Source organism: Aeromonas sp. (assembly GCF_050633025.1).
In the GTDB taxonomy this organism is placed as follows: Bacteria; Pseudomonadota; Gammaproteobacteria; order Enterobacterales; family Aeromonadaceae; genus Aeromonas.
This window is the reverse complement of the sequence record NZ_JBODRQ010000016.1, coordinates 1-25,492: the sequence shown is the minus strand read 5'-3', so window position 1 is coordinate 25,492 and position 25,492 is coordinate 1. Positions and strand designations below refer to the sequence as shown.

The following is a 25,492-nucleotide window of genomic DNA, read 5'->3' as shown; positions in this document are numbered from 1 at the left end:
AAAAATGGCGCAAAACTGCGCCATTTTTTTCGCATGGATTACTTCTTGTAGGAAGTAGCCATGTTGTCGATGCGCTGGTTAGCACGCATAGCTTCTTGCTTGGCTTCGGCAACATCAGCAGCGATTTTGGACTGATCAGCACGAACTGCGCTAACATCTTGAGCCAGTTGGTCAACTTTGTTAGACAGATTCTGAACGGAAGTTTCCAGTTCGCTGGTGTTTGCACAACCGCCCAGCAGAGCGGACAGACCAACAACACCTACCAACAACAATTTTTTCATTTTTTAAAGCTCCCTTGAACTCGCCAGACGTTTAGCAAGCGGCGTGATTATGGCACAAAAAAATCATACTTTGCATAGTCCCCACCACAGATAAATGCATTAAAACCCTCATTTTTTTTTGAATGAACAGTTTTTGTCCAGTTTCGTCCAAAAAATGAGTGCCGTGCGATGAGGACACGGACAAAGACTAACCAAATTTTTGCCTTAATACAATTTCGTATGAGGCTCAGGCTGTTCGTTCTGACAACAATTGACGATATTGCACCAGATCCTCGATGGTCAGCACCGGCATCCGGTGCTTGCGACCGAACGCAACCAGGTCTGGCAGACGGGCCATCGAGCCATCTTCTTTAGTCAGCTCACACAACACACCAAACGGTTTGAGACCAGCCAGCTGCATCAGATCGACCGTCGCTTCGGTGTGACCACGGCGGGTAAGCACCCCACCGGTTCGCGCCCGCAGCGGAAAGACATGACCCGGGCGGTGCAAATCCCCCGGTTTGGCGCCGTCGGCGATGGCCGCACGGATGGTGGTGATGCGATCAGCCGCCGAGACACCGGTCGTAACCCCCTGCGCCGCTTCGATGGTCACGGTAAAGGCAGTCTGGTAGTGGCTGGAGTTGGCCTCCACCATCATCGGCAGTTCCAGCTGGCGAACCCGCTCATCCGGCAAGCAGAGGCAGACGATACCGGAGCACTCGCGGATCATCAGCGCCATCTGTTCATTGGTCATGGATTCGGCGGCGAAAATGAGGTCGCCCTCGTTCTCCCGATCTTCATCGTCGGCCACCAGCACGCCGCCTCCGGCACGCAAGGCAGACAGGGCCGCTTCGACACGAGCAACGGGATCACCGAATTCACTGAGTAGAGACTGATTCATGGTAAAACTCCTAAACAAGACAAGGACCAGAATCAGGGCATGGAAAGGCAGACAGAGACGGGCGTGCAACCGCCAGCCCACAAGGGCCAACACGGCAAGGTCTGTCTTATCCTCTTTCATCCGGACTATGACCGTCGGCTCCGGCATCTCACCGGATCTGCTGACCCCGACCCGGCAATCAGCCAAGTCGGGCGCTCGCGGGCTCCCCGAGTCAATCGGGATACCGCCGGTGGGGAGTTGCACCCCGCCCTGAGAATAAGCGCAGACAGCCTAAAGAAAAACGGTTGCAGATACCAGCCAAAATCCCCCGCAGGCTGAAAGCGTTTCAACATTGCGCCTGGGATCCCGCTCTGCGGCCCGCTCGCCAGCGCGAGAGGGCGGGACTGGCGAATTTCTTTATGGCGCGGATCGGTTTATGGCATAGTGCCTGAAACCAAAAACAGTGCCCGAAACAAAAAAACAGGGCCCGAAAAGAGAGCCTGAACAACGCTGCCGGCGCAGACAGCAGCGCCAACACCACAAACGGAAAATGATAGAGATGGAAAAGAAAATACTGCTCACGGATTGCCCGGATGCCAAAGGGCTCATCGCCAAGATCACCAACATCTGCTACAAGCACCAGCTCAACATCATCAAGAACGATGAGTTTGTGGATCACGAGAATGGCCGCTTCTTTATGCGTACCGAGCTGGAGGGGCGCTTCAACGACGAGACCCTGCTGGCCGACCTCGATGATGCCCTGCCCACCGGGGCCCAACGCCGTCTGGTCAAGGCGGGCAAGAAGCGCATCGTCATCCTGGTCACCAAGGAGACCCACTGCCTCGGCGATATTCTGATGAAGAACTACGCGGGCGCGCTGGATATGGATATCGTCGCGGTGATCGGCAACTACGATACCCTGGCCGAGCTCACCGGCAAGTTCGATATCCCGTTCCACACCGTCAGTCACGAGGGTCTGAGCCGGACCGAACATGAAGAGCAGGTGCGCGCCATTATCGACAGCTATGAGCCTGACTATGTGATCCTGGCCAAATACATGCGGGTGCTGACCCCGAGCTTCGTCGAGGCCTATCCGCGCAAGATCCTCAACATCCACCACTCCTTCCTGCCCGCCTTCATCGGTGCCCGCCCCTACCGGCAGGCGTTTGATCGCGGCGTCAAGCTGATCGGTGCCACCGCCCACTTCGTGACCGACGATCTGGATGAAGGCCCCATTGTCGAACAGGACGTGATCCACGTCGGTCACGCCTTCAGTGCGGACGACATGGCCAAGGCGGGTCGGGATGTGGAGAAATCGGTGCTAAGCCGCGCGCTGGAGCTGGTACTGAACGAGCGGGTGTTCGTCTACGGCAACAAGACGGTGGTCTTCAAGTAATCCGCCCACACGGCACGTATGCAAACGCCAGAAACAACAACGGCTCCCGCGGGAGCCGTTGTTGTTTCTACATCATGTGTCAGAGCGGCAGATCGTTTACCGTCACCACGCCCTTCTCCAGCTTCAGCTCGGAGGTCAGCGCTTGCTTGTCGGCCTTCAGATAACCCATCAGGGTCAGCTGATCGAGCATGGGGGCCAGTTGCGGCACCGCCTTGCCCAGCTTGTCGCTGAGGCTGGCATGCAGCACGCCGGAGAGGGCCTGCATCCCCGCGTCGCTGTTGAACAACTGCTCCAGCGAGGTGGAGGCCAGCTTCACGTCCCCCTTCATGGTCACCGCCTCACCGTTGAGCTTGGCGCTGAGATCGGCCAGCTCCAGGGTCGCGCCACGTTTGAGCATCTTGTCCAGCGCCTGCTGGATGGCAGCATCTTCAACCCCCTTGCCACCGGCGGCCTGCAGCCCCTGATACCCTTCCAGATCCAGACCGTTGAGGTTGAGCGCCAACTTGCTGTCGGTCACCGCCAGGGTGTCGGTCTCGTACTCCAGATCCAGCTTGGCAATTTTCATCTGATAGCTGCTGGAGAGAGTCTGGGCATCATCACCGGTCAGCTGAGTCTTGGTGGTCATCCCCTGCAGGGCGACCTTGACGCTGTCAGGCAGTTGTACCGTGAGGGCCGATAGGGTCATCTCGCTCTGGGGCGAGAGGAGCACACCGCTGATCTCGGCAATGTCGGCACTCCCTTTCAGATCGGCCAGCACCAAGTCCATCTTGCTCTGCTCTTCATGGACCGTCATCCCCTGCCAGGTCATAGTGAGGTGACCATTCCCCTCCAGATTGCCGTGGAACTCACCGCTCAGGGGCAAGAAGCTGAACTCGTCCAACCCCTGTTTGATCTTGAATTCATTGGCCCAGAAACGGCTGCTGTTACCCTGGGTCCAGAGACTGGTGACCGACTCCAGACCGAGTTCCCACTGCTCCATACCCAGTGCGGTAAAGACCGGTGCCAAAGTGCCGTTATGGGTATCGAGCAGGAAGTGGCTCTTGATATAGAGCGGCAGGATCTGGCTCTTGACCACCAGTTGCAGCTCGATGGGCTGACTGCCCTCCAGCTCGCTGTCGATGGCAGCCAGCTCCTCCGGCGTCACCACAACCTTCAGGATCCCGTCACGGGTGAAGAGGTTGCTGCTACCCGGCAGCCACTGCATGTCGATACCGGTCTCTTGCTCTACCTTGGCGATCTGCTCCGCCATGATGGTGTCGAAGCTGTTGCCCGTGTACCAGCACGCAGCCAGACCACCACCTACCAGTGCCGCACCCACGGCGAGGGCCACTATCTTTTTCATATATCCATGTGTCTCCAGGGAGTTGTCACTGCACTCTACGGGGCGGACTCGAGGCTAGGCAAGTCCAATCAGATGGCGAGTCCACTTTCTTGCGGCTCGCAACAACATCACAGCAAGGGGCTGAAGAGATAGAAGATGTTCTCCATCGCCTTCTTGTACCAGGGGCGGGCCTGCCATTGGGCCAGGGTCATCGGGGTGGCTTCCGCCATATAGCCCTGTACCAGCCGGGTCATCTGGGCCACGAACGAGGGGTTATCCACCAACAGGGTCACCTCGAAGTTGAGCCAGAGGCTGCGCCGATCCAGATTGACCGTCCCCACCAGCGCGAAGTCATCATCCACCAGCACGCTCTTGGTATGGAGCAGACCGGCATCGTAGCGGTAGATCTCCACCCCGGCCGCCAGCAGCTCCTCCATAAAGGCGTTGCAGGCGTAATTGGCCATGATGGAGTCATTGCGTGCCGGCAACACCAGCTGCACCTGCACCCCGCGCGCCGCTGCCGAACTGAGTGCGGCCGCCAGCGGATCGTCGGGTACAAAGTAAGGGGTCGTCAGCACCAGATGGCTGCGGGCCTGATAGATGGCCAGCAGCAGGCTCTGCTGGATGCAGTCGCCGCCGACGAAGGGGCCGGACGGGATCAGCTGGGCACGGTAGTTGGTCTGGGGCCAGGCTTCCGGCTCATGCTGCAGACTGTCGAGCAGCCGCTCGCCGGTCTCCATCTCCCAATCCCAGACGAAGATCGACCACATCAGCGGCACCATGGGCCCCTGCACCCGGATCATGATGTCGACCCACTGGCCGACTCCGGCATCTTGCTTGAAGAAACGGGGATCCACCATGTTCATGGAGCCGGTGTAACCCACCTTGTCATCGATCACCACCAGCTTGCGGTGCATCCGCAGATCCTGACGCTGGAACAGAATGCGCCAGGCGCCGACCGGCAGCACCTCCACCAGCTTGACCCCCGCCTTGCGCAGCTTTTTGGGCCAGTGGGAGCGGAAGAACTGTTTACTGCCCACCGAATCGAGCAGCAAGCGACAATCCACGCCGCGTTGCGCCACTTCAATCAGCGCCTCGCACACCTCGTCGGCATCGCCGCCCGGATACCAGATGTAGAATTCCAGATAGCAGGAGAGCGTCGAGCGACGGATATCCTGGGCAATCTCGCGCAAGATCCAGTCCGGCTTGTTGAGCAAGGTCATACGGTTGCCGGAGAGCATCGGCATGGCGAGCCGTCCCTGGATCAGATCGTGCAGCGGCTGTGCCTTGGCGCCCACTTCGCAGCAGTGCTGCGGGAACAGACGGGCCAGTTGGCGGATCCAGATGGCGTAAGGGCGATACATGGCCTGGGCGCGCTCGGCACGGCGGCGCCCCAGCTTTATTTCACCAAACAGCACATAGAAGCCCACCCCGGCAAACGGAATGGCATAGATCAGCGCCAGCCAGGCCAGCGACACCCCGATGGGGCGGCGCTTCATCACCACCCGAAACGACACACTGGTGACAATCACGGTATGAAAAAGCAGTAGCAGCCAACCCAGAAAACGGGAAAACAGCAGTTGAAGATCGTGTTCCAGACCATTGAACAACGGGGACTCCTTCTAATCGACAAACAGCGCGGTGGGCAGACCCCAACCGGCCGGAATGGTATGCTGTAAGGCAAATCCATGCTATCAGGTCGCACCCATGATCCTGCAATCTATGCTGCTCAGCCTGGCCATGCTAGGCCAAGGCTCATATGACATCAATGAGCAACAGATAAACCAGTACCTGCAATCCCAGGTGCAAGTCAACAAACAACTGGAGCTGCCGGGCATCATCAAGGCCCATGTGCAACTGGAGCAGAGCGATGTCCAGATCGGTCGCCAACGTCCGGATACCGCCCGGATCTATGGCAAGGGCAAGCTCAAAATCGCCCTGCCAGACAATACCGAATATGACGCCCGCCTGCAGATGACCTATGAGGCGAGACCCCGCTATGACAAGAGCCAGAGCGCACTGTTTCTCGACAACATGAAACTGGTAGAGTACAAACTGGAGCCGGAGTCGGCCGAGAAGAAGTTCGGGCTGATGCTCAATATGCTGCTGCAGAGCATGGAGAAACGACTCGAGAGCAAGCCGGTCTACAAACTCAATGACAGGGATCCGGATCAGGTCTGGCTGAAGGAGAATCTGCTGGGGCTGGAGCTGTCACCAGGCAAAATCCGCCTGCTGACCAAAAGCCGCTGATTTTATTACTCAATTTGGCAGGAGCTGCATTGTGTCGCGCACCAGCAGCTCCACCAGGTAACCCTGCTGCTGTTGCCGCTCGTAGAGGGAGAAGAGCGACCCGCTCAGTTGATTGAGGGGAATATCGGCAAACCCGGCCTTGAGATAGAAAGGCTTCTCGAAGGGCAGCGCCTGACAGACCACAGGTTTGTCCAACAGACCGTGACAAGCGTGCTGCAACAGCCGAGATCCCAATCCCAGCGACTGGTAGTGGGGCAACAGGCGAAAGCCGCACAGATGGTAAAACTCCTCCTCGTCCCGCAACCGAACCACCCCTACCAGCCAGTGAGCATCACGTACGACAAAAATCCGCTCGGCCAGATCCGGCACATAGTGGGAAAACGTCGTCTCGTAATAGTCCCGGATAAGGGAGAGGTCGGCATCGCAGTACTCTTCGAAAGAGAGCTCCTTCGCCAGCTTGCGCACCAAATAAAAATCCTTTTATAATCAATAGTTAATACTACATAATGTAAGCTGAACCGCTACCTGACATTGGCACAATAACATGCATCTGGTCAGCAAAAAAGTGGGCGTCATGGAGGCAAGCCCCTGCCAGTGGAGGAGGCCATGCCCCACCGACTGACTACCCCACCCGAACTTTATGCTGACAACCCTTTATTGCAACGGAGACTTTGATTCCTGTCACCGCATGGGATCACTCCTCCCGGAGACTACTTGTTCAGCCCTCGTCATGATGCTTTACTCAACATGGTCATCACAAGAAGGAGTATTACGGTTGAAAGCATGGATGCTGGCAGGCCATATGGTGTTGATCCCCCTGAGCGGATGGAGTCTGACTCCCCCTCCCGCGGAGGTGGTCTTCCTGACCGCATCGCCCTCCCCCCTGCGTCCGAGCAAAGATGCCACTCCCGCCCCACAACCCGACACCGCTCAAACGGCTGCAGTCGCCACCAACGGCAAGAAGCAGATCCAGGTCTATAAATCGGTGCAGCAGAACGGGGTGGTTCGCTACTCCGACATGGCGCCCGAACAGGGTCATTACGAGCTGCTGCTGTTCAACGACTGCTTCGCCTGCGATCCCAAATCCAGCGTCAACTGGCAGACCACAGGGCTGTTTCTCTATGACTATGCCAGCACTATCAAGGCTGCCGCGAAAACCTATCAGGTTGAGCCTGCGCTGATCAGGGCGCTGATCCATGCGGAATCCGCCTTCAATCCACTTGCGGTCTCCCGCAAAGGCGCGATGGGGCTGACCCAATTGATGCCCGCCACAGCGCGGGAGCTGGGGGTCGGCAATGCCCTGCTGGCGGAGCAAAATATTTTCGGCGGGGTAAAATACCTGGCGGGACTCCTCAAGCAGTATGACGGCAACATAGCGCTGGCTACCGCAGCCTATAACGCCGGCGCGGGCGCCGTACAAAAACATGGCGGCATCCCGCCCTATGCGGAAACACGCGCTTATGTGGAGCGCGTTCAACTGCTGCATCAGCGCTACAAAGAGATGCTGCAGGCCAAAGGGCTCTGACGTTCATCTCAGTTGAGATCTTTTCTCGCACTCTCCATAAACCCAAAACTGGTCCGCAAGCGTGCCACTACCACACCTTGTAGCATAAATAATGACTTCTGCTCAGTGACCAGCAGATCACTTGATCGGCGCAAAGCGGCTGACCACCTGACCCTGATGCTCAATCCACTCCATGAACATGCCGACGGGGCGGGCATAGACGGAGCCATCCTGTTCCGACTGATAGATCACCAGCTGCTCGCCTGTCTCGGTATGGCTGGCCAGGGTCAGCACCTGATAGTAACCCCCCTTGAAGTGACGATAGCGGCCGGGAACGGGTGCATGCATGGGATACCTCTGCAGGTGGAACAGGATGGGAAAGGAGAAATATGCGCTGGCCAGTGTCAGTTGTATCAGCTTTTTTCGTCGGAAATGACGATGAAGAGGCTTTTTTACACAAGCCAATCGTGCCAGAGAGCGTGAAGATTTCAACACAGTACAGTAACTTTGTTAATCACTACCCCATCTTTCACTGCTGAACCTTGCAGAACACAAACGATCATGCTGAGTTTAACATCTCACTAGCTCTGTTTTGTGGCTAAAAATCAGGAATTTCTACTAAAAATAGGATTGTTCTAGCATTCAATTCTGTGAAGAATAGAGGAAAGGATATTTGATACTAAAAACCGCCTTTTTCGCCAACGCGTCCCCGTGGGGAAGGAATAACTGTCACCATGTTCACTATCGACAAGTCGCACAAGCTCGACGATGTCTGCTACGACATCCGCGGCCCGGTGCATAAAGAAGCTCGCCGCCTCGAAGACGAAGGCCACCGCATTCTCAAGCTCAACATCGGCAACCCGGCCCCGTTCGGCTTTGATGCGCCGGAAGAGATCATCAAGGATGTGATCCTCAACATGCCCCAGAGCCAGGGCTACTGCGACTCCAAGGGGCTCTTCTCTGCCCGTAAAGCGGTGATGCAGTACTACCAGCAAAAAGGGATGCGCAAGGTCGACATCGACGACATCTACATCGGCAATGGCGCCAGCGAGCTGATCGTTATGGCGATGCAGGCGTTGCTCAACAACGGCGACGAGATGCTGGTGCCCTCCCCCGACTACCCGCTCTGGACCGCTGCCGTCACCCTCTCCGGTGGCCATGCGGTGCACTATCGCTGCGATGAAGGGGCTGACTGGTATCCGGATCTCGACGACATCCGCGCCCGCATCACCCCGCGTACCCGCGGTCTGGTGCTGATCAACCCCAACAACCCGACCGGTGCCGTCTACGGCAGCGAGTTCCTGCTGGAGGTGATCGAAATAGCCCGCCAGCACAACCTCATCATCTTCGCCGACGAGATCTACGACAAGATCCTCTACGATGATATCTCCCACACCAGCGTCTGCACCCTGTGTGACGATGTGATGGTGGTGACCTTCAACGGTCTCTCCAAGGCCTACCGAGCCTGCGGCTTCCGCCAAGGCTGGATGGTGATTACCGGCCCCAAAGGGCGCGCACGCGGTTATATTGAAGGGCTGGAAATGCTGGCCTCCATGCGGCTGTGTGCCAACGTGCCGATGCAACACGCAATCCAGACCGCTCTTGGCGGCTACCAGAGCATCAACGAGCTGATCCTGCCGGGCGGCCGCCTGCGCAAGCAGCGGGACAAGGCGTGGGAGCTCTTGAACGAGATCCCCGGGGTCTCCTGCGTCAAGCCCAAGGGATCGCTCTACATGTTCCCGCGCCTCGACCCCAAGGTGTATGACATCCGCGACGACCAGAAGATGGTGTTCGACCTGCTGCAGCAGGAGAAGCTCTTGCTGGTGCAAGGCACCGGCTTCAACTGGCCAGCGCCGGATCACTTCCGACTGGTGTTCCTGCCCCGCGAAGAGGAGCTGGAGGATGCCATCGGTCGCCTCGCCCGCTTCCTCAAGGGCTACAAGCAGTAAGCCAGGCTCAAATGTCTGGCCCTGAAACAGGGCCGGACATTCCCTGTACTCCTCTTGTGATCCTCACGAGACAGTGCATCGGAGATGATGCTCTTTCTTGGCGATGATAATCTCTGAATGACTACGGAGTCTCTGCCCAGCAATTCGTTTCTAACCGCCCCCCCTCGTGATGCGTTATTGTCAACCCTCCCGCATCAGGCAAGAGTGCAATGTCTTATAGCAACTGAACTCGCTGGCAAGCTTGATGTGGCCAGTCCCTCACGCTGGCAGAATTTTTCTCATCGGCAGGGCAATAGCTTTGCCGTTGTTTTAAACGCCATTTTTTGGCCATTGGTGCCATGGGGGGCTGGGCTGAGGGGGCAAATGTGAGTATGGTAGAGGCACGTCACTTCCCCTCACGTGAGACCATCATGAGCCTGAGATTCAAGAAACCCGCTTTTATCGCCCTGGGGCTCATCGCCCTCATTTCCGCCGCCTGGCTCGACTACTACCTGCCGGAGCACACCATCGCCACCATCACCGGGGTCGAGGTGAAGCGCACAGACAAGGATGGCCCCATCAGCCAGAAGAATCCGGCTGACGGCCCCACCACCGACGTCTATTACATCTACACCGAGCGCTCCGGCGAGAAGATCCGGGTGTTTCGCAACGAAGATACCCAGTGGGGCTGGCCCTTCTACTTCAAGTTCAACGCCGCCGATGTCCAAGCCAAGGCCAAGTCCATGGAGTTCGAGAAACGCCTGGCCATCATCACCTCCTACGGCTGGCGCGTGAACATGTTCTCCATGTTCCCCAACGTCACCAAGATTGAGAGTACTGAGCCTGACGCCTCCACCTGGAGCTTCTTCCGCTGGTTCTGGTTCGGACTCTGGGCACTGGTGATGGGCAAAGCCGCCATCGCGACCTGGCGCTACTTCGATCGTCTCGAGGACGAGCTATGAGCGAGCCGAGCAAGACCCGCACCAGCTTCTACCGCCGCCTCTACGTGGCCTGGCTGATCAGCCAGGGCACGGATACGGTGCCCGCCATCATGGAGGCAACCGGCATGCCGCGCCGCACCGCGCAAGATACTCTAAGCGCGCTGGCCGAACTCGATATCAGCTGCGCCTTCGAGCAGACCGAGGGGGCTCGCCACCTGCAGGGGCACTACCGCATCAGCGACTGGGGCCCCATCAACCCAGCGTGGATCAAGGCCCAGCTGCCTCTTATCAAGGAGACGCTGAGCTATCCCTGATCAGGGCGCTAAGCAACAATAAAAAAGAGGGGCCAGCCGGCAAGGCTGGCCCCTATTTTCAGGCCGATGGTATGACAGGTTGCCCTACTCGGGCATGACCGAATCCTCAAGCTCCCCGTCAGATTCGCCGCGGGTGCAGTCGATGATGGAGCGCTTGGGGTTGTTGGGATCGCGCAAAAGCAGGGGGGCTGAGCCCTCGTTGTGCTTCTGCTCGTCGCTAAACTCGCTGCCGTAGGCGTTGTGGGTCAGCCGGCGGGCATTGGCGATGGGGGTATCGACAAAGAGAGCGTGCACTTCGAAGCTGGAGGCCGGCACGATAAAACCGACCACCGGCAAGCCGTGCAGCTCCTCGTGCACCTTGTACCAGGCAAAGCCGTCGCTCACCTTGTAGGGTGTGTAGTTGTTGAGCTGCAGATTAGCTGGCCGTCCCGTCTCACCGTCGATATAGAGATCGTTAAAATCACAGGTCGCCAGCCCCTGCCACATCCGCTCGAATGGCGTCGCGCAGCCCGTCAGTTGCAACCCGGCCAGCAGCAGCAAGCCTCTCTTCCACATTCCCTGCCCCTTCTTGCAAAAAGTGAATCGGCGCTCAACCAAAGGCCCGCAGCCGCTCTACCAGCAGCTCAATAAAGCCTGCCCGATCCAGCCCCAACAATACCAGCGCATTGGCTGGCTTGCCGGTCAGGCCATAACGATCCACCACCGTCATCCCCACGGTATGCTCCCCGCTGGTCTCGATATCGACCCGGCACTCGACCCCGTGGAACAGCTCGGGAGCCAGCAACCAGGCAATGGTACAGGGGTCGTGGAGCGGTGCACCAGCAAATCCCCACTTGGGATCCCGATGGTAGATCATGAAAAAGTCGAGCAGCCCGGCCACACACTGGGCCACCGGATTGGTGATGGCGCGTACCCGCTCGATATCCTCGTCCATCACCTGCGCCTCATGGGTCACATCAAGGCCACACATGGTGATAGGGATCCCCGACTTGAAAACCATATCGGCCGCTTCCGGGTCCACATAAATATTGAATTCCGCCGCCGGCGTCCAGTTGCCGGCCCCTGCGGCGCCCCCCATCAATACGATGCGGGCAATCTTGGATTTGAGCTCGGGGTGGGCAGCCAGCAGCAGGGCGATATTGGTCAGCGGGCCGGTCGGCACCAGGGTCACGGGCTCCGGGCTCTCGCGCAGACATTTGGCCATCAACTCGATCCCCGTCATGGCCTGCGGCGCAAAGGCGGGATCCGGCAGTTTGGGGCCATCGAGACCCGATTCGCCGTGAACGTTGTCGGCGATAATCAGCTCGCGGGCCAGCGGTTTCGGTGCCCCGGCCGCCACCGGAATATCGTCCCGTCCCAGCAAGGTGAGGATGCGCAGGGCATTGTTGAGGGTCTTGTCCGGCGTCTGGTTGCCCGCGCTGGTGGTAACTGCCAACACGTCAAGTTCAGGGCTGGCCAGCGCCAGAATGAGGGCGATGGCGTCGTCGTGGCCGGGATCACAATCAAGAATAACGGGCAGAGCCATGGGATGAGTCCTTACAACATAACAGGGAGCCCTACCTTAGCAAGCTCGCGGCGGCTGAACTCGGGAGGGGGTCACAAAACGGTTCCTGATTTTTTTCAATCAGTTACCTTCGCACTGTCACAGCCGGCCAGCAGCAGGCCGCAATGAGGGAATGGTGTGGCGAGCGTATCCGCTACGCCGATTCGCGCCTTACCCGCCACTTGGGTATGATGGCCCCCCGTTTTCTGCCCGTGTGCCCTATGTCCGTTATCGTCGACACCTTTATCGCCCCGCCCTGCAGTGCCGCCATCGAGATCCTGTTTGAAGATGTGCATCTGCTGCTCATCAACAAGCCGAGCGGCCTGCTGAGCCTCTCGGGCAAAAATCCGCAGAACCTCGATTCGGTTCATTATCGACTGGTGCAGGATTTCCCCGGCTGCACCCTGGTGCATCGCCTAGATTTTGGCACCTCAGGCATCATGGTGGTCGCCAGAAACAAGGCCATCAATGCCCTGCTCTGCCAGCAGTTCAGCCAGCGGGCGGTGAACAAGGCCTACAGCGCCCTGCTCTGTGGCCATCTGGCTAGTGATGAAGGGCTTATCGATGCCCCCATCGCCAAGGATCCGGCGATCTTCCCACTGATGAAGATCTGCGCCGCCAGCGGCAAACCCGCCCGCTCCCGCTATCAGGTGGTTGAACGGCTGGCGCAGCAGATGCAGGGGCAGACCGTGCCTTTGACCCGGGTACGACTGGTGCCACAGACCGGCCGCACCCATCAGCTGCGCATCCACAGTCAGCTACTGGGCCACCCAATCCTCGGCTGCGATCTCTATGGCGGCCTGCTGCCACTCGGCTGCGCAGAGGCACCGCGGCTGATGCTGCACGCCAGCGAGCTGGATTTTATCCATCCGGTGATCGGCGAGCCGATGCAAGTGCGCTGTCCAGCGCCGTTTTAGAGGCAGCCAGCAGAGACAACCAGCGCGAGTGCGACGGGATCAGTGAAAGGGGTGACGGAAGAGGAAAAGCGGTAAACGGCAGATAAAGATAGGGGCCGCGCTTTCGCAACGGCCCCCACCCCCCACTCGGTGTGGTGCTATCAGATCAGCTTGCGGGCAGCGCCCAGTACGATCTTGATGGCATCAGATTCGGTCTTCGCCATGGTCTCGGCGTTCGGGATCTCTTGCTGGGTACGGTTGACGATAACGCCAGCCACCATACCGGCACGCAGGCCCTGGCTGGAGCACATAGTCAGCAGGGTTGCGGACTCCATCTCATAGTTCAGCACGCCCATGGCTTGCCACTCTTTCATGGAACCCTGGAAACGGCTCACTACGCGGCCGGATACGGTGTCGTAACGCTCCTGACCCGGGTAGAAGGTATCAGAGGAGGCAGTCACACCGATGTGCAACTTAGAGCCCATCTCTTTGGCGGTGTTGACCAGCGCGGTGGTGCAGTCGAAGTCGGCAACAGCCGGGAACTCCATCGGTGCGAAGTGCAGGCTGGCACCATCGAGGCGCACGGAGCCGGTAGTCACGATCACGTCACCCACGTTCAGGTGCGGCTGGATGGCGCCGGTGGTGCCGATGCGCAGGAAGGTGCGGATACCCAACTGGGCCAGCTCTTCTACCGCGATGGAGGTGGACGGGCCACCGATACCGGTAGAGCAGATGATCACGGCCTTGCCGTCCATCTCGCCGCGCCAGGTAGTGAATTCACGATGGCTGGCCAGGTGCACCGGGTTATCCAACAGCTCTGCGATACGCTTCACGCGCTCGGGGTCACCGGGGACGATCGCCAGGGTGGCGCCTTGCAGATCCGCTTTCTTCAAACCCAAGTGAAATACATCAGACATATTGGACTCCTGGTTGCCCCCTGCCAGCATGGTCAGGGCACAAGTTAAGATGATTCTTTATGATACTTTCAAGCCTTTACCCCCCTCTTCGGGGAGGCGCCAACTATGGTCGAAAGCGCTTTCCAATTCCTTGAAGCGCCTCACACTTCCACGCATTGACAGCCACAAACCAGATGCAAAACGTTTACTAACCCCATGATATAATTGACAAACGTTTTCCGAAAAGCTGGGTGATAACCGGAAAAGTCAAGCCAGCTTCAACACTTAATTAGCGACTCGTGATCGACCCCGTAAAGTTGCAAACAAGATACTTTTGTATCCTGCACATGATGATAGCCTAGCCACCAATTACCACTTAATGGCTAACTACAAGGAGTTAATCATGGCTACATTCAAGTTCTATATTCCTGCAATCAACCTGATGGGTGCCGGCTGTCTGCAAGAGGCTGCCGCCGATATCAAGGGCTACGGCTATCGCAAGGCACTGATCGTCACCGATAAAATCCTCAACCAGATCGGCGTGGTCGCCAAGCTCACCACCCTGCTGACTGAACATGGCATTGAAAGCGTGGTTTTCGACGAAACCAAACCTAACCCCACCACCGGCAACGTCGAAGCGGGTCTGACCATGATCAAGACTAACGGCTGTGACTGCGTCATCTCCCTGGGTGGCGGCTCACCCCATGACTGCGCCAAAGGCATCGCCTTGGTTGCCGCCAACGGTGGCAACATCAAGGATTACGAAGGGGTAGATCGCTCCGCCAAGCCGCAGCTTCCGCTCATCGCCATCAACACCACCGCCGGCACCGCCTCCGAGATGACCCGCTTCTGCATCATCACTGACGAAGCGCGCCACGTAAAAATGGCCATCATCGACAAGCACGTAACCCCGCTGATGTCGGTCAACGACCCCGAGCTGATGCTGGCCAAGCCGGCCGGTCTCACCGCCGCCACCGGCATGGATGCCCTGACCCATGCCATCGAGGCTTATGTCTCCACCATCGCCACCCCGGTGACCGATGCCAGCGCCGTGATGGCCATCGAACTGATTGCCAAGCACCTGCGTACCGCCGTCAACCAGGGCGATGACCTGTATGCCCGCGAGCAGATGGCCCATGCCCAGTTCCTGGCCGGTATGGCCTTCAACAACGCCAGCCTGGGTTACGTGCATGCCATGGCCCACCAGCTGGGCGGCTTCTACGACCTGCCTCACGGTGTCTGCAACGCCGTGCTGCTGCCCCACGTGCAGGCCTACAACGTTCAGGTGAGCGCCGCTCGCCTGAAAGAGGTGGCCCGCCACATGGGTGTGGACGTGAGCAACATGAGCAATGAACAGGGTGCCGCCGCCGCCATTGCCGCTATCAAGCAGCTGGCGCTGGATGTGAAGATCCCGGCCGGTCTGGAGCAGCTCGGCGTCAAGGCTGATGACTTCGATACCCTGGCCAGCAACGCCCTGAAAGATGCCTGCGGCTTCACCAACCCGAAACAAGCGAGCCACGAAGAGATCGTCGCCATCTTCCGCGCCGCCATGTAACGGCCATCGGATTGCTGATTAAAAGGGTCGCACTGCGGCCCTTTTTATTGGCTGATGGATCAATGGCTTTTTACTTCCGTGGAGGGAGTCGGTATGATTTGTCGAGCCAAAAAGACTGTATGGATGATCTGAACTCGATATGCGGATGAAACACCTGATTGCCGCGGCTTTGACCGCCCTCACCCTCTCCGGTTGTAGCCTGGTCTATCGTATCGATATTCCCCAGGGCAACTATGTGGAACAAAAACAGGTCGACAAACTGCGCCAGGGGATGACCCGCGAGCAGGTCAGCTATGTGCTGGGGACCCCCATGCTGCGCGATGGCTTTGACCCCAACACCTGGTACTACCTCTATGAATTCCAGCCGGGCCACGGCGACAAGGAGCGCAAAGAGCTCACCGTCACCTTCGCCAATGACAGGCTGACCACGGTGACGGGTGACTTCCCGCTGCCAGCAGCTTTCAATACCCCGCTCTGATATCCCGCAAAACCGGCCTCGCGCCGGTTTTGTTTTAACCAGCCCCGCGTAATTCATCCTGCCCGACAACACTGAGTCATCTCTCCCCATTGCAGCTGCCCGCAAATTGCCTGATGCTGATGAGCAGCCACCATGGCATCAACACCATCGAATGACACAGGGAGAATATCCATGAGCCGGATCCTGATTGCCGGAGCCAGCGGTCTGATCGGTCGCGAACTGGTGCAGCAACTGCCTGCCGAACACGAGCTGACCCTGCTCTGTCGCAAGCCGGGCAAGGAGGCGCACCACTGGCTGCCGGTCAATTTTGATGGTCTGGCCAGCGTCACCCTCTCTCGCCCGGTGGATATCGCCTTCTGTGCCCTCGGTACCACCCGCAAGGAGGCGGGCTCTGCCGAGGCGTTTCGCCGGGTCGATCTCGACTATGTGGTCGCCTTTGCCGATCTGGCCCGCCGCCACGGCTGTCAACGGCTCATCGTGGTCTCGAGCATGGGGGCCAGTGCATCGTCCCCGGCTCTCTATCCGCGTACCAAGGGGGAGATGGAGCAAGCCCTGCTGGCCCAATCCTGGCCACGGCTCGCCATCGTGCGGCCCGCCATGCTGCTCGGGGATCGCCAGCCACCGCGCCGCTCGGAGCAGATCTTTCAGGCCATTTACCCTCTGTTTCGGCCGCTGCTGGTGGGCAAGCTCGCCCGCTGGCGCGCCATCGAGGCCAGTCAGGTGGCCCACGCCATGATCGCCCTCTCGAAACTGCCCGCCGGGTGCGAGATTGTCGAGAACGAGCAGTTGCTGGCACTCTGAACCCGGCCTTTTCCGCCGCTTTCGCATACAGCCGTTAAAACAAAGGGCAAGCCAGCCGGCTTGCCCTTTGTTTATCTTGTTGGCGTGATACCCCCAACCACCACAGGCCACCATCGGCAGCCTGGGCGACCGCCATCAACCGCGAATATGGTCGATAAAGGCGTCGATCTGCTCGCGGGTGCAGGCGGGGTTCATAAAGACCGCCTTCTCCCCGGCGATGTAGGAGTATTTGCCGCGGGCGTCGTAGTCGGAGTGGGCCACCGCCTCCACCCAGTTGGTATAGAGCCCCACCTTGCCGCGACCCTTGAACAGGCTGCGGTGATGGTCGGTGTTGCGCTGCAAGCGCGCCTTGTAGGCGGGATCGCTGGAGCGGGCCAACTCGAAGGCAAACTCGGCCTCCGGATCGCTCACCCACTCGGGGTTGTAGATCTTGAAGCCGACGCTCGGCCCCTGATTTTCCTGCGCCACCAGCTTGACGTTACCGAGCTGGCTTAACCGGAAGCGGAAGTAGTTGGCATTTTGCAGGCAGTGGGCCAGCACGGTGCGATACCCCTCCACACCCATATAGTTGAGCGCCGCATAGGCACCAAACAGACCGCTCGCGCCGCGGGAGCACTCGATGGTGGATTGCAGGTGGGTCTGGCCCTGAATGTCCCGCTCGAAGTAGGAGAAGTTCTCCGGGTCATTCTCCATCGCCTTGAGGTCATCCTGCTCCTTGATCATCACCAGGCTGGAGGTGTAGGGCACATAGCCCCACTTCTGGAAGTCGACGGTGAAGGAGTCGGCATATTTCAGCTCGGCAAAACGTGCCACGTTGCGCTCGATCCCCGCCAGAGTGGCGCTGTTGATGGCGAGCGGGTTGGCGGCAAAGTCGTAACCCAGGAAGAAGATCATCGACCAGCCGATAGCCGCATCGACGTGGATGTGAGGTTTGACCGCCACCTCAAACTGCTCGCAGAGGCGATTGCGCAGCTCGAACACGGGTTTCACCTGATCCACCCCGAAGGTGTCGGTGGTACCCATGGTGAGCATGATGGTGGGCACCACATGTTTCAGGGCAAAACAGGCGGTCAGGGTGCGTTCGAGGTGGTCGAGATCGATGTCATTGTTCTCACCGACCTGGATGCGGATGGTCTTGTGCTCGATATCGACACCGAGCAGGGAGAGGTTGGTGATGTTGGAGTAGTGCCCCCCCTGGGAGTTGATGATGCGGTAATCCTGATAGTGGCCTAGCCCCTTGTGCTTGGCCTCGGGCAGGCTTTTGCGAATGCCGAGCAGGTAGCCATAGAGGTTACAGAAGGTCCCCCCCTGGGTGAAGATGCCGGTGGCCCGCTCGGGGTCATAGCCTGCCAGCAGCGCAATCTGGCGCACCACCTTCTTCTCCAGCTCCTCGGCCACTCCGGCATATTCGGAGTAGACCAGATTGGGGTTGGCCAGAATGCCCAGCTGGGCGCCATAGATAGCGGGATCTGCCGACATGGTGATGACGTTCTCGACGCTGGAGGGGTTCTCCCAATCTTTCGACAGGGCGGCGGCAAACAGCAGCTCGGCCATGGGCTCACCCGGGGTGCGCATGGTGGCGGGCACCGGCATGGTCTCGCACAAGTCGGCAAGGCGGGCACGGCCATCAGGCCAGGCGTTCAGGCGGGCATCGGGGGCCAGGCCACGGGCCCGAAATTCGTTGAGGGTGGCAAATCCGGGTTCGCGAAAAACAGGCCAGAGATCGGGATTGCGCGAGAAAAAGTTGGCTTTGACGGTGGCGAAACGGGCAGAGAAATCGGGGTGGACGGCATTGACGCTTTCGTCTTGCAGATAAACTAAGTCACTCATTTTTATACCATTATTACAGCAATATGTGCGGCCGTTATACCCCTGTGCCAGGGGGGCCGACAGCGATAATATCTAATGGTCTACCCTACTTTTTGTCATGTATCAGCCATCACAAGGGCTGGCAAAAAGGCGCCTTTGAGGCGCCTCTTTATATTTCGTGATCTTGCTCCCATCCTGGCTGACAGCGCCCTCACTAACGGACCGCTATCAGCACAGCGCCCCCGTCAACGCAGGGAGGCCAGCAGCCACCGGGTAAACTCCACCAGCTCGATCTGCTGATGCGGAAAGGCCGCCAGCCAGGGCTGCAAGCGCGCGGAAACAGCGTCCGGTCGATAGCCGCAACCCGCCAGCTCGACCGCCAGCAGATCAAACGGAGCCGGCTCCAGAGTATCGCTAAAGAGCTGAGCCCGGGTGATAACCCCTTTCTCCACATCAAAGTGCAGCTCCACCCCGCCCCAGCCAAAGCGCTCTTCCAGCAGATGGCTGAACGCCGGAGCATGGCCATAGTTCCACTCCCAACTGCGCTGGCGGGCGAAGGTCTCGGCAAAGCCCGGCAGATCCGGCATCAGCTCCGGGGAGATATGCTCGGGCTCAACTCGCGCACCGTAATGGTGGAAGAAGGCTTCGACCAGCGCCTCGCTCACCTGTTGATGGTCGATCCCCGGCAGCAGCTCGCACAGATTGGCCACCCGGCTGCGCACCGAGGTGATCCCCTTGGCCGCCAGCTTCTTGGGGTCGGGGTTGAGGTAGTTGGCAAGGCGGCCGAGATCGGTATCCAGCAGCAGGGTGCCGTGGTGAAAACCCCGATCCAGGGTCTCCCGATAGGCCGACCCGGACACTTTGCGCTCCCCGTCCGGGGTGGCCACCAGCAGATCGTTACGACCGGAGGCAAACGCCTCGATCCCCAATCGCTTGAGCCCGTCCAGCACGATGGAGGTGGAGATGCTCTTGTCATACTCCGGCTTGCCCGCCATGAAGGTGAAGCAGCTGTTGCCAAGGTCGTGAAACACGGCACCACCACCGCTGCTGCGGCGGGCCAGGGTGACCTCATCCTCTTCCATGCGGCGGGTATTGCACTCCTTCCACGGGTTCTGGGCCCGGCCGATCACCACGGTATTGGCATTGCGCCAGAGGAACAGCACCCGCTGGCCGGGGTCCATCTGGCGGAAGATGCACTCCTCAACGGCCAGATTGAACAGGGGATCGTGAGAGTCGGAGACAAGCAGACGCAAGCGGGACATAAAAAGACCTTATCCTGAACTGGGGACAGCATGATAACACTGACGGGGTACCATCACTGAGCCGTTGCACATTAACCGGTGCGCAGCAGCCGTGACACATTTGCGTCACACCCGACCGCCCCATAAAAGTATCTATTGATATAACGACACAGCTTGACGTGCAACCACGGAAAAAATGCAGTCAAGCCACAATGACAACGATAAAAACGGGAAAAAGTGGCTAGAATGCGACCACTCCGATAGGCCATATGACTCTCTTATTGGTCACATAACTTGCAAAAAAAGCGGCATGTATCCATCCCGTGTGATGAACGACACAAAAATGACTTCCCACCCCCCTATACCCCATTGCAAACACCTTTTCTCCCCTTGCAGGTGACACAAAATTGCTTGAATCTAGCCTAGACACCACTCCCGCGAGAAACGTTGTATGACGGAGAGCGCAGCCCGCCGCCAGCCCCTCCGCTGGTTTCTGCCAATGCTGGTCAGTATGGTCATCGCGATCCTGACCTCTCCCCCCGTGCGAGCCGGCGAGCAGGTCATCGTCCAGTTGCCGTGGCAACACCAGTTCCAGTTTGCCGGTTACTACGCAGCCATCGCCAAAGGGTTTTATCGGGAGGTCGGTCTGCAGGTCGCGCTGCGCGAAGCGGACTCCCGCACCGATGTGGTCAGCGAGGTTATCTCGGGAAAGGCCCATTTTGGCATCAGCGGCAGTGACCTGCTGCTGGACCGGGCCGCCGGCCGCCCGGTGGTGGTGCTCGCCGCCCTGCTGCAACACTCGCCACTGGTGCTGCTGACGCTGGAGCGGCCAGATATTCGCCACCCGGCGGATCTGGCCAACAAGCGGCTGATGCTGGAGCCGGGCTCCAACGAGCTGCTGACCTATCTGACCCGGCATAACGAGCGCCGTGACTGGGTCACCGTTCCCTATGAGAGAGGGCTGCAGGCACTGCTGGCGGGCGAGGTGGATGCCATCAGCGCCTACAGCTCCACCGAACCCTTCTATCTGCAGCAAAAAGGGATCCCCTATCGGGTCTTCAGACCGCGTACCGTCGGCTTCGACTTCTACGGTGACAACCTGTTTACCTCCGAGCGGGAGCTGATCACCCGACAGGATCGGGTCTACGCCTTCCAGCAGGCGAGCCTCAAGGGGTGGCGCTATGCGATGGACAACCCCGAAGAGATGATCAACCTGATCATGGAGCAGTACCCGAGCGGCGCGGGTCGTGACCAGCTGGCGTTCGAGGCCCGCGAAACCAGAGCGCTGATGCAGCCGGATCTTGTCGAACCGGGTTACATGCAGCAGGAGCGCTGGCTGCAGATCGCCAAAACCTATCTGGAGGCGGGCATGCTCCAGGTGCTGCCCAACCTAGACCACTTCATCTACGACCCGGCGCAGGAGCGGCTGCGCCAACAGCGCAAGTTGCTCGACAAGAGCGTGGCGGTGGCCATGCTCGTCACCTTTACCCTGATGACCCTGCTCGGCATCTTCTTGCACCTCTATCTGCGGCTGCGTCAGGAGGCGCGGGATCGCCAGCGGCTGACCCGTGAACTGGCCCAGAGCGAACAGCACTACCGCTTCGTGGCGGAGAACAGCGCCGATGTGATCTGGACCATGGATGCCGCCAGCTTGCGCTTTCGCTATGTCAGCCCGGCCATCGCCCCCCTGAGCGGCTACGAGGCCCCCGAGCTGTTTGCCCTGCCCCTCAAACAGCTGCTGCCCGATGCCTCAAGGCAACTGCTGCGCGAGGAGATCTCCGCCACCCTGGAGGCCTGGCAGCGGGGGGAACATGACCAGACTCGCCGGGTCATTCGCACCCAACTGCGCCACAAGGATGGCCATCAGGTGGCGACCGAGACCATCACTACCCTCCATGGCAACCACAATGCCCAGCCGGAGGCGATCCTCGGGGTCACCCGGGATATCACCGAGCGGGCAGCGCGAGAGGAGATGATGCGCCGCCTCGCCTTCTACGACCCCCTCACCGGGCTGCCCAATCGCCGCTTGCTGCAGCAACGGCTCAAGGAGTTGATGGAGCAAGAGACGCCCCGTCCGCTGGCATTGATGTTTATCGATCTCGATCACTTCAAGCCGATCAACGACACCTTCGGCCATGAGACCGGGGATATTCTGCTCAATATGGTGGCCGAGCGGATGAGCCACTGCGTGCGCAAACAGGATCTGGTGGCACGGCTGGGGGGCGACGAGTTCGTTATCTTGCTGCCGGAGAGTGGCGACGAAGTGCTGGCGGTGGCCGACAAGCTGCACCAGCAGCTGCGCCATCCGTTCCAGCTGGAGGGGCAGGAGCTACTCATCTCCAGCAGTATCGGGCTGGCGCTCTATCCCGAGCACGGGGAGGATGCCAAAACCCTGATGCACCACGCGGATCAGGCGATGTATCAGGCGAAAAACCGCGGCCGCGGCCGGGTCTGCCTCTATACCGAGGGCCTTGATCCCGAGCAGGGCGCCCTGCTGTGGCAACCCGGCCACGAGTGCGGTCACCCGCGCATCGATGCAGAGCATCGCCAGCTCTTCGTATTGACCAACCGGCTGCTGGAGCGGATGAAAGATCAGCACGAGGATCCGGCCCCGTTTCTGGAGAGTCTGGAGAGCCTGTTCGACATGGCCCGCCATCATTTCGCCTTTGAAGAACAGATGCTGGCGGAGATCGACTATCAGGAGCTCGTCAGCCACCGTCAGGATCACCAGCGCCTGCTCAACAAGGCCGGTCAACTGCTGCAAGCTGCCAAAGCGGGGACGCTGGGCAACGACGAGCTGCTCAACTTTATCATTCAGGAGCTGGTGGTCGGCCACATGAGTCAGGCCGATCGCCGCTACTTTCCCCTATTCAGATCAGCGCGCAGCCTGTCGGTTGCGGAGGTGGTCGCCTAGCCCCCCCTGTTCAGACCCGAGCGTAACGCACCTCTTGCGAAAGGGGCGACCTAGTCACCCCGCAGGGCAACCACGGGGTCGAGACGCACAGCCCGCAGCGCAGGAGCGACCCCGGCCAGCAGGCCAACCAGAGCGCTGCAACCGAGCGCCAGCAGCAGATAGAGAGGATGGAGGGTGATCGGCAAGCCGGCCGCCAGCAGGGTGAGCAGCAGCTTGAGCCCGCCGAGCAGGGCCAACCCCATGGCTCCGCCCAGCAGCGCCAGCACCACGGCTTCGAGCAGGAACAGCAATAGAATGCGCCGCCGTGGGCAGCCCAGCGCCATCAGCAAGCCCACTTCGGGGATCCGCTCCTGCTGGGCGATGCTCATGATGCTGAAGATGCCGACCGCCCCGATCAGCAGCGAGATAATGCCGAGCCCGCCAACCGCCAGCTTGATGATGGAGAGTATCTTGTCGAGGCTGGTCAGCATGTCCTGCTGGGAGGTGAGGGTAAAATCCTCGGCGCCGTGGCGGGCGATCAGCACCCGCCGGATCTGGGCGGTGATGTCTGCCTCCGTCTGCCCGGCGCGGTAGATGACATCGATCTCCTGCAGCCCCTCCTTGTTGAACAGCGCCTGGGCGTGGGCGGCGGGCAGATAGATCATGTCGTCCAGATCAAAGCCGAGAAATTGCCCCTTGGGGGCCAGCACCCCGGCCACCCGAAAACGGCGATCACCGGCGCGCAGCAGACTGCCCGGCGCATCGCCGCCGGGAAACAGCTCCGCCGCCACCTTGGCCCCCAGCACCGCATAGGCGCGGGGCATGGCACTGTCGTCCGCGGGCAAAAAACGCCCCTGCACCAGGGTGAGTCGCCAACCTGAGAGCGCCGCCGGGCCGGTGCCCAGAATGGCAGTGCTGCGGGTCAGCCCACGGCTGCGCACCTCCCCCTGCCCCTGCACCACAGGGAGCGCCGCCTCTACCCCGGCCAATCTGGCGAGGGCATCGGCGTCCTCCAGCAGCAGAGGACGGCTGCTGGAGAGGATGCCGGGCGGGCCGCCGGCAGTTTCGGTCTTGCCCGGGGTCACGGCGATCAGCCGGGTGCCGAATTGGGAGAAGCTGTCGAGCAGATAGAGCCTGAGCCCCTCGCCGATGCCGGTGAGCAGGGTCACCGAGGCGATCCCGATGGCGATGCCCAGCGCCGACAGCAGGCTGCGACTGCGCCCTGCCAGCAAGGCGCGCCAGAGCCAGAACAGCAGATCGGCGGCGCGCATCAGCCACCGCTCCACTGCCCGCTGCGCAGGCTGCTGACCGGATCTTGCCGTGCCGCCCGGGAGGCGGGCAGCCAGCTAAAAAACAGCCCGGTCAGCAGGGCCGCCGGTATGGTGCAGAGAGTCGCGAGCAGAGGGACCGCCGCCGGAAATCCGGGCCAAATCACTCCGGCGAGGGCAACAAGGGCATAGCCCAACACAGTGCCAAACAGCGCGCCACTGCCGCTCAGCAACAGCGCCTCCCACAAAAACAGCTGGCGGATCTGGCGGCTGTCGGCCCCCAGCGCCTTGAGCAGGCCGATCTCGCCGGTGCGCTGGCGGGTGCTGATCAGCGCCAGATTCATCATCATGATGCCGGAGACCAGCAGGCTGATGGCACCGATGCCGGCAACTGCCAGGGTGAGGGTCGAGAGAATAGTGGAGAAGGTAGCCAGCATGGCGTCGCGGCGCACCACGGTCACATCGAGCACCCCGTGGCGCGCCTGCATCAGCTGCTCCAGTCGCTTGACCAGCGGGGGCACCGCTTGCCCCGCCAGCGGCTGGATCAGCAGCCGAAACAGCCCCTCGGTGTTGAACAGCCGCATGGCGCTACCGACCGGGATCAGCGCGGCTTCCGCCATGTCCATCCCCAGATTGCTGCTCTGGCTGGTGAAGACCCCCACCACCCGAAAGCGACGATTGTCAAAACGCAGCCATTGGCCGATCGGATCGGCCTGACCGAACAGCTCCCGGGCCGCCACGGCCCCGAGCAGGACGGCCGGTCGATCCTCTGTGGCCTCCCCCGGCAGCCAGCGGCCGGAGAGCAGCTCCAGCCCGTGGGTATCGCGCAGCCCGTTGCTGCTGCCAAGCAGCATGGTCTGGCGCAGCCGCGCCCCCTGTTTGGCCTCGGCAAAGCCCATCACCAGCGGCACCAGCCGCACCTTGGGCTGATGCTGGCCAAGGTAGTGCATATCATCGAGAGTGATCTGCCGCAGACTGTTGCCGGTGACCGGCGGCAGCCCGCCTGTGGTCTCCTTGCGGCCCGGGAACATCACCAGCAGATCCTTGCCAAGGGAGCTGAACTGGTCGGCCACATAGCGCCTCGCCCCCTCCCCCAGCGCGGTGAGCAGCAGCACCGAGGTGACGCTCAGACTCACCGCCAGGATCAAAACCAGCGCCCGTGAGCGCTGGCGCAGCAGGGCCACGGCGGCAAAGCGGATCACATCGGGGCGCCGCATTCAGCCTCCATCACTATTAGTACTGGCAATGCTATCGGTGTTAATACGGCCATCGTTCATCAGGATCCGCCTGCCCGCCCGTTCACCGAGGCGCGGATCGT

The 25,492-nt window shown here is 60.0% G+C and carries 24 protein-coding genes and 1 riboswitch; of the genes, 11 read left to right on the top strand and 13 right to left on the bottom strand.

Annotated features, from left to right (window positions below; genetic code table 11):
- Positions 1-38: 38 nt before the first annotated feature.
- Complete coding sequence (locus ACRAUW_RS04060) at positions 39-281, bottom strand: Lpp/OprI family alanine-zipper lipoprotein (protein ID WP_005334342.1); 243 nt, start codon at positions 279-281, stop codon at positions 39-41.
- Between the two features lie 226 nt (positions 282-507).
- Positions 508-1,161 carry a 3,4-dihydroxy-2-butanone-4-phosphate synthase gene (gene ribB, locus ACRAUW_RS04055; RefSeq protein WP_193859982.1) on the bottom strand — a complete coding sequence of 218 codons (654 nt, stop codon included), beginning with the start codon at positions 1,159-1,161 and terminating at the stop codon, positions 508-510.
- A 104-nt stretch (positions 1,162-1,265) separates the two neighbouring features.
- Positions 1,266-1,422: riboswitch (FMN riboswitch) on the bottom strand.
- A 277-nt stretch (positions 1,423-1,699) separates the two neighbouring features.
- Here ribB and purU point away from each other — a divergent pair.
- Entirely contained in the window at positions 1,700-2,536 is an 837-nt protein-coding gene (gene purU / locus ACRAUW_RS04050) for a formyltetrahydrofolate deformylase (protein ID WP_005344188.1), read from the top strand.
- A gap of 79 nt (positions 2,537-2,615) precedes the next feature.
- Here purU and ACRAUW_RS04045 read toward each other — a convergent pair whose 3' ends face one another.
- On the bottom strand, positions 2,616-3,878 hold the full coding sequence (locus ACRAUW_RS04045; RefSeq protein ID WP_431361266.1) for a DUF945 family protein: 1,263 nt from the start codon (positions 3,876-3,878) through the stop codon (positions 2,616-2,618).
- A gap of 107 nt (positions 3,879-3,985) precedes the next feature.
- Positions 3,986-5,467 (bottom strand): cardiolipin synthase, encoded by a 1,482-nt coding sequence (cls, locus tag ACRAUW_RS04040; protein WP_431361265.1) that lies wholly within the window; start codon positions 5,465-5,467, stop codon positions 3,986-3,988.
- Positions 5,468-5,564: 97 nt separating this feature from the next.
- Here cls and ACRAUW_RS04035 point away from each other — a divergent pair, with 97 nt between their 5' ends.
- Complete coding sequence (locus ACRAUW_RS04035) at positions 5,565-6,107, top strand: DUF1439 domain-containing protein (RefSeq protein WP_431361264.1); 543 nt, start codon at positions 5,565-5,567, stop codon at positions 6,105-6,107.
- Positions 6,108-6,116: 9 nt separating this feature from the next.
- Here ACRAUW_RS04035 and ACRAUW_RS04030 read toward each other — a convergent pair whose 3' ends face one another.
- Positions 6,117-6,575 carry a GNAT family N-acetyltransferase gene (locus ACRAUW_RS04030; protein WP_431361263.1) on the bottom strand — a complete coding sequence of 153 codons (459 nt, stop codon included), beginning with the start codon at positions 6,573-6,575 and terminating at the stop codon, positions 6,117-6,119.
- Between the two features lie 307 nt (positions 6,576-6,882).
- Here ACRAUW_RS04030 and ACRAUW_RS04025 point away from each other — a divergent pair, with 307 nt between their 5' ends.
- Positions 6,883-7,632, top strand: coding sequence for a lytic transglycosylase domain-containing protein (locus ACRAUW_RS04025; RefSeq protein ID WP_431361262.1), 750 nt, complete (start codon positions 6,883-6,885; stop codon positions 7,630-7,632).
- Positions 7,633-7,749: 117 nt separating this feature from the next.
- On the opposite strand, the gene ACRAUW_RS04020 is transcribed toward ACRAUW_RS04025, so the two are convergent.
- Complete coding sequence (locus ACRAUW_RS04020) at positions 7,750-7,959, bottom strand: DUF1653 domain-containing protein (RefSeq protein ID WP_431361261.1); 210 nt, start codon at positions 7,957-7,959, stop codon at positions 7,750-7,752.
- Positions 7,960-8,345: 386 nt separating this feature from the next.
- Here ACRAUW_RS04020 and ACRAUW_RS04015 point away from each other — a divergent pair, with 386 nt between their 5' ends.
- The 3 genes from ACRAUW_RS04015 to ACRAUW_RS04005 all read left to right on the top strand — a co-directional run bounded on the left by ACRAUW_RS04015 (position 8,346) and on the right by ACRAUW_RS04005 (position 10,794).
- Positions 8,346-9,560, top strand: coding sequence for a pyridoxal phosphate-dependent aminotransferase (locus ACRAUW_RS04015; RefSeq protein WP_431361260.1), 1,215 nt, complete (start codon positions 8,346-8,348; stop codon positions 9,558-9,560).
- A 410-nt stretch (positions 9,561-9,970) separates the two neighbouring features.
- Entirely contained in the window at positions 9,971-10,501 is a 531-nt protein-coding gene (locus ACRAUW_RS04010) for a DUF1523 family protein (protein WP_431361259.1), read from the top strand.
- The gene (locus ACRAUW_RS04005) at positions 10,498-10,794 is read left to right on the top strand and encodes a winged helix-turn-helix domain-containing protein (RefSeq protein WP_005344341.1); all 297 of its coding nucleotides are present in this window, start codon (positions 10,498-10,500) and stop codon (positions 10,792-10,794) included. The genes ACRAUW_RS04010 and ACRAUW_RS04005 overlap by 4 nt, the downstream gene beginning before the upstream one ends.
- An 84-nt stretch (positions 10,795-10,878) precedes the next feature.
- Here the strand turns inward: ACRAUW_RS04005 and ACRAUW_RS04000 are convergent, their stop codons facing one another.
- Both ACRAUW_RS04000 and rihA read right to left on the bottom strand, forming a co-directional pair.
- Positions 10,879-11,349 carry a hypothetical protein gene (locus tag ACRAUW_RS04000; RefSeq protein WP_431361258.1) on the bottom strand — a complete coding sequence of 157 codons (471 nt, stop codon included), beginning with the start codon at positions 11,347-11,349 and terminating at the stop codon, positions 10,879-10,881.
- 34 nt (positions 11,350-11,383) lie between these two features.
- On the bottom strand, positions 11,384-12,319 hold the full coding sequence (gene rihA, locus ACRAUW_RS03995) for a pyrimidine-specific ribonucleoside hydrolase RihA (RefSeq protein ID WP_431361257.1): 936 nt from the start codon (positions 12,317-12,319) through the stop codon (positions 11,384-11,386).
- 239 nt (positions 12,320-12,558) lie between these two features.
- Here rihA and ACRAUW_RS03990 point away from each other — a divergent pair, with 239 nt between their 5' ends.
- Positions 12,559-13,254, top strand: coding sequence for an RluA family pseudouridine synthase (locus tag ACRAUW_RS03990; protein ID WP_431361277.1), 696 nt, complete (start codon positions 12,559-12,561; stop codon positions 13,252-13,254).
- Positions 13,255-13,394: 140 nt separating this feature from the next.
- Here ACRAUW_RS03990 and udp read toward each other — a convergent pair whose 3' ends face one another.
- Positions 13,395-14,150, bottom strand: coding sequence for a uridine phosphorylase (gene udp, locus ACRAUW_RS03985; RefSeq protein WP_005337975.1), 756 nt, complete (start codon positions 14,148-14,150; stop codon positions 13,395-13,397).
- A 382-nt stretch (positions 14,151-14,532) separates the two neighbouring features.
- On the opposite strand from udp, the gene yiaY reads away from it, so the two are divergent.
- The 3 genes from yiaY to ACRAUW_RS03970 all read left to right on the top strand — a co-directional run bounded on the left by yiaY (position 14,533) and on the right by ACRAUW_RS03970 (position 16,963).
- Positions 14,533-15,684 (top strand): L-threonine dehydrogenase, encoded by a 1,152-nt coding sequence (yiaY, locus tag ACRAUW_RS03980; RefSeq protein WP_431361256.1) that lies wholly within the window; start codon positions 14,533-14,535, stop codon positions 15,682-15,684.
- Between the two features lie 139 nt (positions 15,685-15,823).
- The gene (gene bamE / locus ACRAUW_RS03975) at positions 15,824-16,162 is read left to right on the top strand and encodes an outer membrane protein assembly factor BamE (protein ID WP_005337980.1); all 339 of its coding nucleotides are present in this window, start codon (positions 15,824-15,826) and stop codon (positions 16,160-16,162) included.
- 171 nt (positions 16,163-16,333) lie between these two features.
- Positions 16,334-16,963, top strand: coding sequence for an NAD(P)H-binding protein (locus tag ACRAUW_RS03970; protein ID WP_431361255.1), 630 nt, complete (start codon positions 16,334-16,336; stop codon positions 16,961-16,963).
- Positions 16,964-17,098: 135 nt separating this feature from the next.
- Here ACRAUW_RS03970 and ACRAUW_RS03965 read toward each other — a convergent pair whose 3' ends face one another.
- The gene (locus ACRAUW_RS03965; RefSeq protein ID WP_431361254.1) at positions 17,099-18,793 is read right to left on the bottom strand and encodes a pyridoxal phosphate-dependent decarboxylase family protein; all 1,695 of its coding nucleotides are present in this window, start codon (positions 18,791-18,793) and stop codon (positions 17,099-17,101) included.
- A gap of 224 nt (positions 18,794-19,017) precedes the next feature.
- Positions 19,018-20,034, bottom strand: a complete 1,017-nt coding sequence (locus tag ACRAUW_RS03960) for a lipoate--protein ligase A (RefSeq protein ID WP_431361253.1) — start codon at positions 20,032-20,034, stop codon at positions 19,018-19,020.
- Between the two features lie 430 nt (positions 20,035-20,464).
- Here ACRAUW_RS03960 and ACRAUW_RS03955 point away from each other — a divergent pair, with 430 nt between their 5' ends.
- A complete protein-coding gene (locus tag ACRAUW_RS03955) occupies positions 20,465-22,927 on the top strand; it encodes a diguanylate cyclase domain-containing protein (protein ID WP_431361252.1) in 2,463 nt (820 codons plus the stop codon).
- Positions 22,928-22,977: 50 nt separating this feature from the next.
- Here the strand turns inward: ACRAUW_RS03955 and ACRAUW_RS03950 are convergent, their stop codons facing one another.
- Positions 22,978-24,177: an ABC transporter permease gene (locus tag ACRAUW_RS03950; protein ID WP_431361251.1), complete on the bottom strand. Its 1,200-nt coding sequence runs from the start codon at positions 24,175-24,177 to the stop codon at positions 22,978-22,980.
- Positions 24,177-25,391, bottom strand: a complete 1,215-nt coding sequence (locus ACRAUW_RS03945) for an ABC transporter permease (protein ID WP_431361250.1) — start codon at positions 25,389-25,391, stop codon at positions 24,177-24,179. The genes ACRAUW_RS03950 and ACRAUW_RS03945 overlap by 1 nt, the downstream gene beginning before the upstream one ends.
- Positions 25,392-25,492: the final 101 nt, after the last annotated feature.

Bases quoted from the DNA above. Each gene is read 5' to 3' on its own strand.
- ribB (WP_193859982.1), bottom strand. From the start codon at position 1,161: ATGAATCAGTCTCTACTCAGTGAATTCGGTGATCCCGTTGCTCGTGTC.
- ACRAUW_RS03960 (WP_431361253.1), bottom strand. From the start codon at position 20,034: ATGTCCCGCTTGCGTCTGCTTGTCTCCGACTCTCACGATCCCCTGTTC.
- ACRAUW_RS04035 (WP_431361264.1), top strand. From the start codon at position 5,565: ATGATCCTGCAATCTATGCTGCTCAGCCTGGCCATGCTAGGCCAAGGC.
- ACRAUW_RS04020 (WP_431361261.1), bottom strand. From the start codon at position 7,959: ATGCATGCACCCGTTCCCGGCCGCTATCGTCACTTCAAGGGGGGTTAC.
- ACRAUW_RS04005 (WP_005344341.1), top strand. From the start codon at position 10,498: ATGAGCGAGCCGAGCAAGACCCGCACCAGCTTCTACCGCCGCCTCTAC.
- udp (WP_005337975.1), bottom strand. From the start codon at position 14,150: ATGTCTGATGTATTTCACTTGGGTTTGAAGAAAGCGGATCTGCAAGGC.
- ACRAUW_RS04045 (WP_431361266.1), bottom strand. From the start codon at position 3,878: ATGAAAAAGATAGTGGCCCTCGCCGTGGGTGCGGCACTGGTAGGTGGT.
- ACRAUW_RS03945 (WP_431361250.1), bottom strand. From the start codon at position 25,391: ATGCGGCGCCCCGATGTGATCCGCTTTGCCGCCGTGGCCCTGCTGCGC.
- ACRAUW_RS04000 (WP_431361258.1), bottom strand. From the start codon at position 11,349: ATGTGGAAGAGAGGCTTGCTGCTGCTGGCCGGGTTGCAACTGACGGGC.
- bamE (WP_005337980.1), top strand. From the start codon at position 15,824: ATGCGGATGAAACACCTGATTGCCGCGGCTTTGACCGCCCTCACCCTC.
- rihA (WP_431361257.1), bottom strand. From the start codon at position 12,319: ATGGCTCTGCCCGTTATTCTTGATTGTGATCCCGGCCACGACGACGCC.
- yiaY (WP_431361256.1), top strand. From the start codon at position 14,533: ATGGCTACATTCAAGTTCTATATTCCTGCAATCAACCTGATGGGTGCC.
- ACRAUW_RS03990 (WP_431361277.1), top strand. From the start codon at position 12,559: ATGTCCGTTATCGTCGACACCTTTATCGCCCCGCCCTGCAGTGCCGCC.
- ACRAUW_RS04060 (WP_005334342.1), bottom strand. From the start codon at position 281: ATGAAAAAATTGTTGTTGGTAGGTGTTGTTGGTCTGTCCGCTCTGCTG.
- purU (WP_005344188.1), top strand. From the start codon at position 1,700: ATGGAAAAGAAAATACTGCTCACGGATTGCCCGGATGCCAAAGGGCTC.
- ACRAUW_RS04015 (WP_431361260.1), top strand. From the start codon at position 8,346: ATGTTCACTATCGACAAGTCGCACAAGCTCGACGATGTCTGCTACGAC.
- ACRAUW_RS03965 (WP_431361254.1), bottom strand. From the start codon at position 18,793: ATGAGTGACTTAGTTTATCTGCAAGACGAAAGCGTCAATGCCGTCCAC.
- ACRAUW_RS04010 (WP_431361259.1), top strand. From the start codon at position 9,971: ATGAGCCTGAGATTCAAGAAACCCGCTTTTATCGCCCTGGGGCTCATC.
- ACRAUW_RS03950 (WP_431361251.1), bottom strand. From the start codon at position 24,177: ATGCGCGCCGCCGATCTGCTGTTCTGGCTCTGGCGCGCCTTGCTGGCA.
- ACRAUW_RS03970 (WP_431361255.1), top strand. From the start codon at position 16,334: ATGAGCCGGATCCTGATTGCCGGAGCCAGCGGTCTGATCGGTCGCGAA.
- ACRAUW_RS03955 (WP_431361252.1), top strand. From the start codon at position 20,465: ATGACGGAGAGCGCAGCCCGCCGCCAGCCCCTCCGCTGGTTTCTGCCA.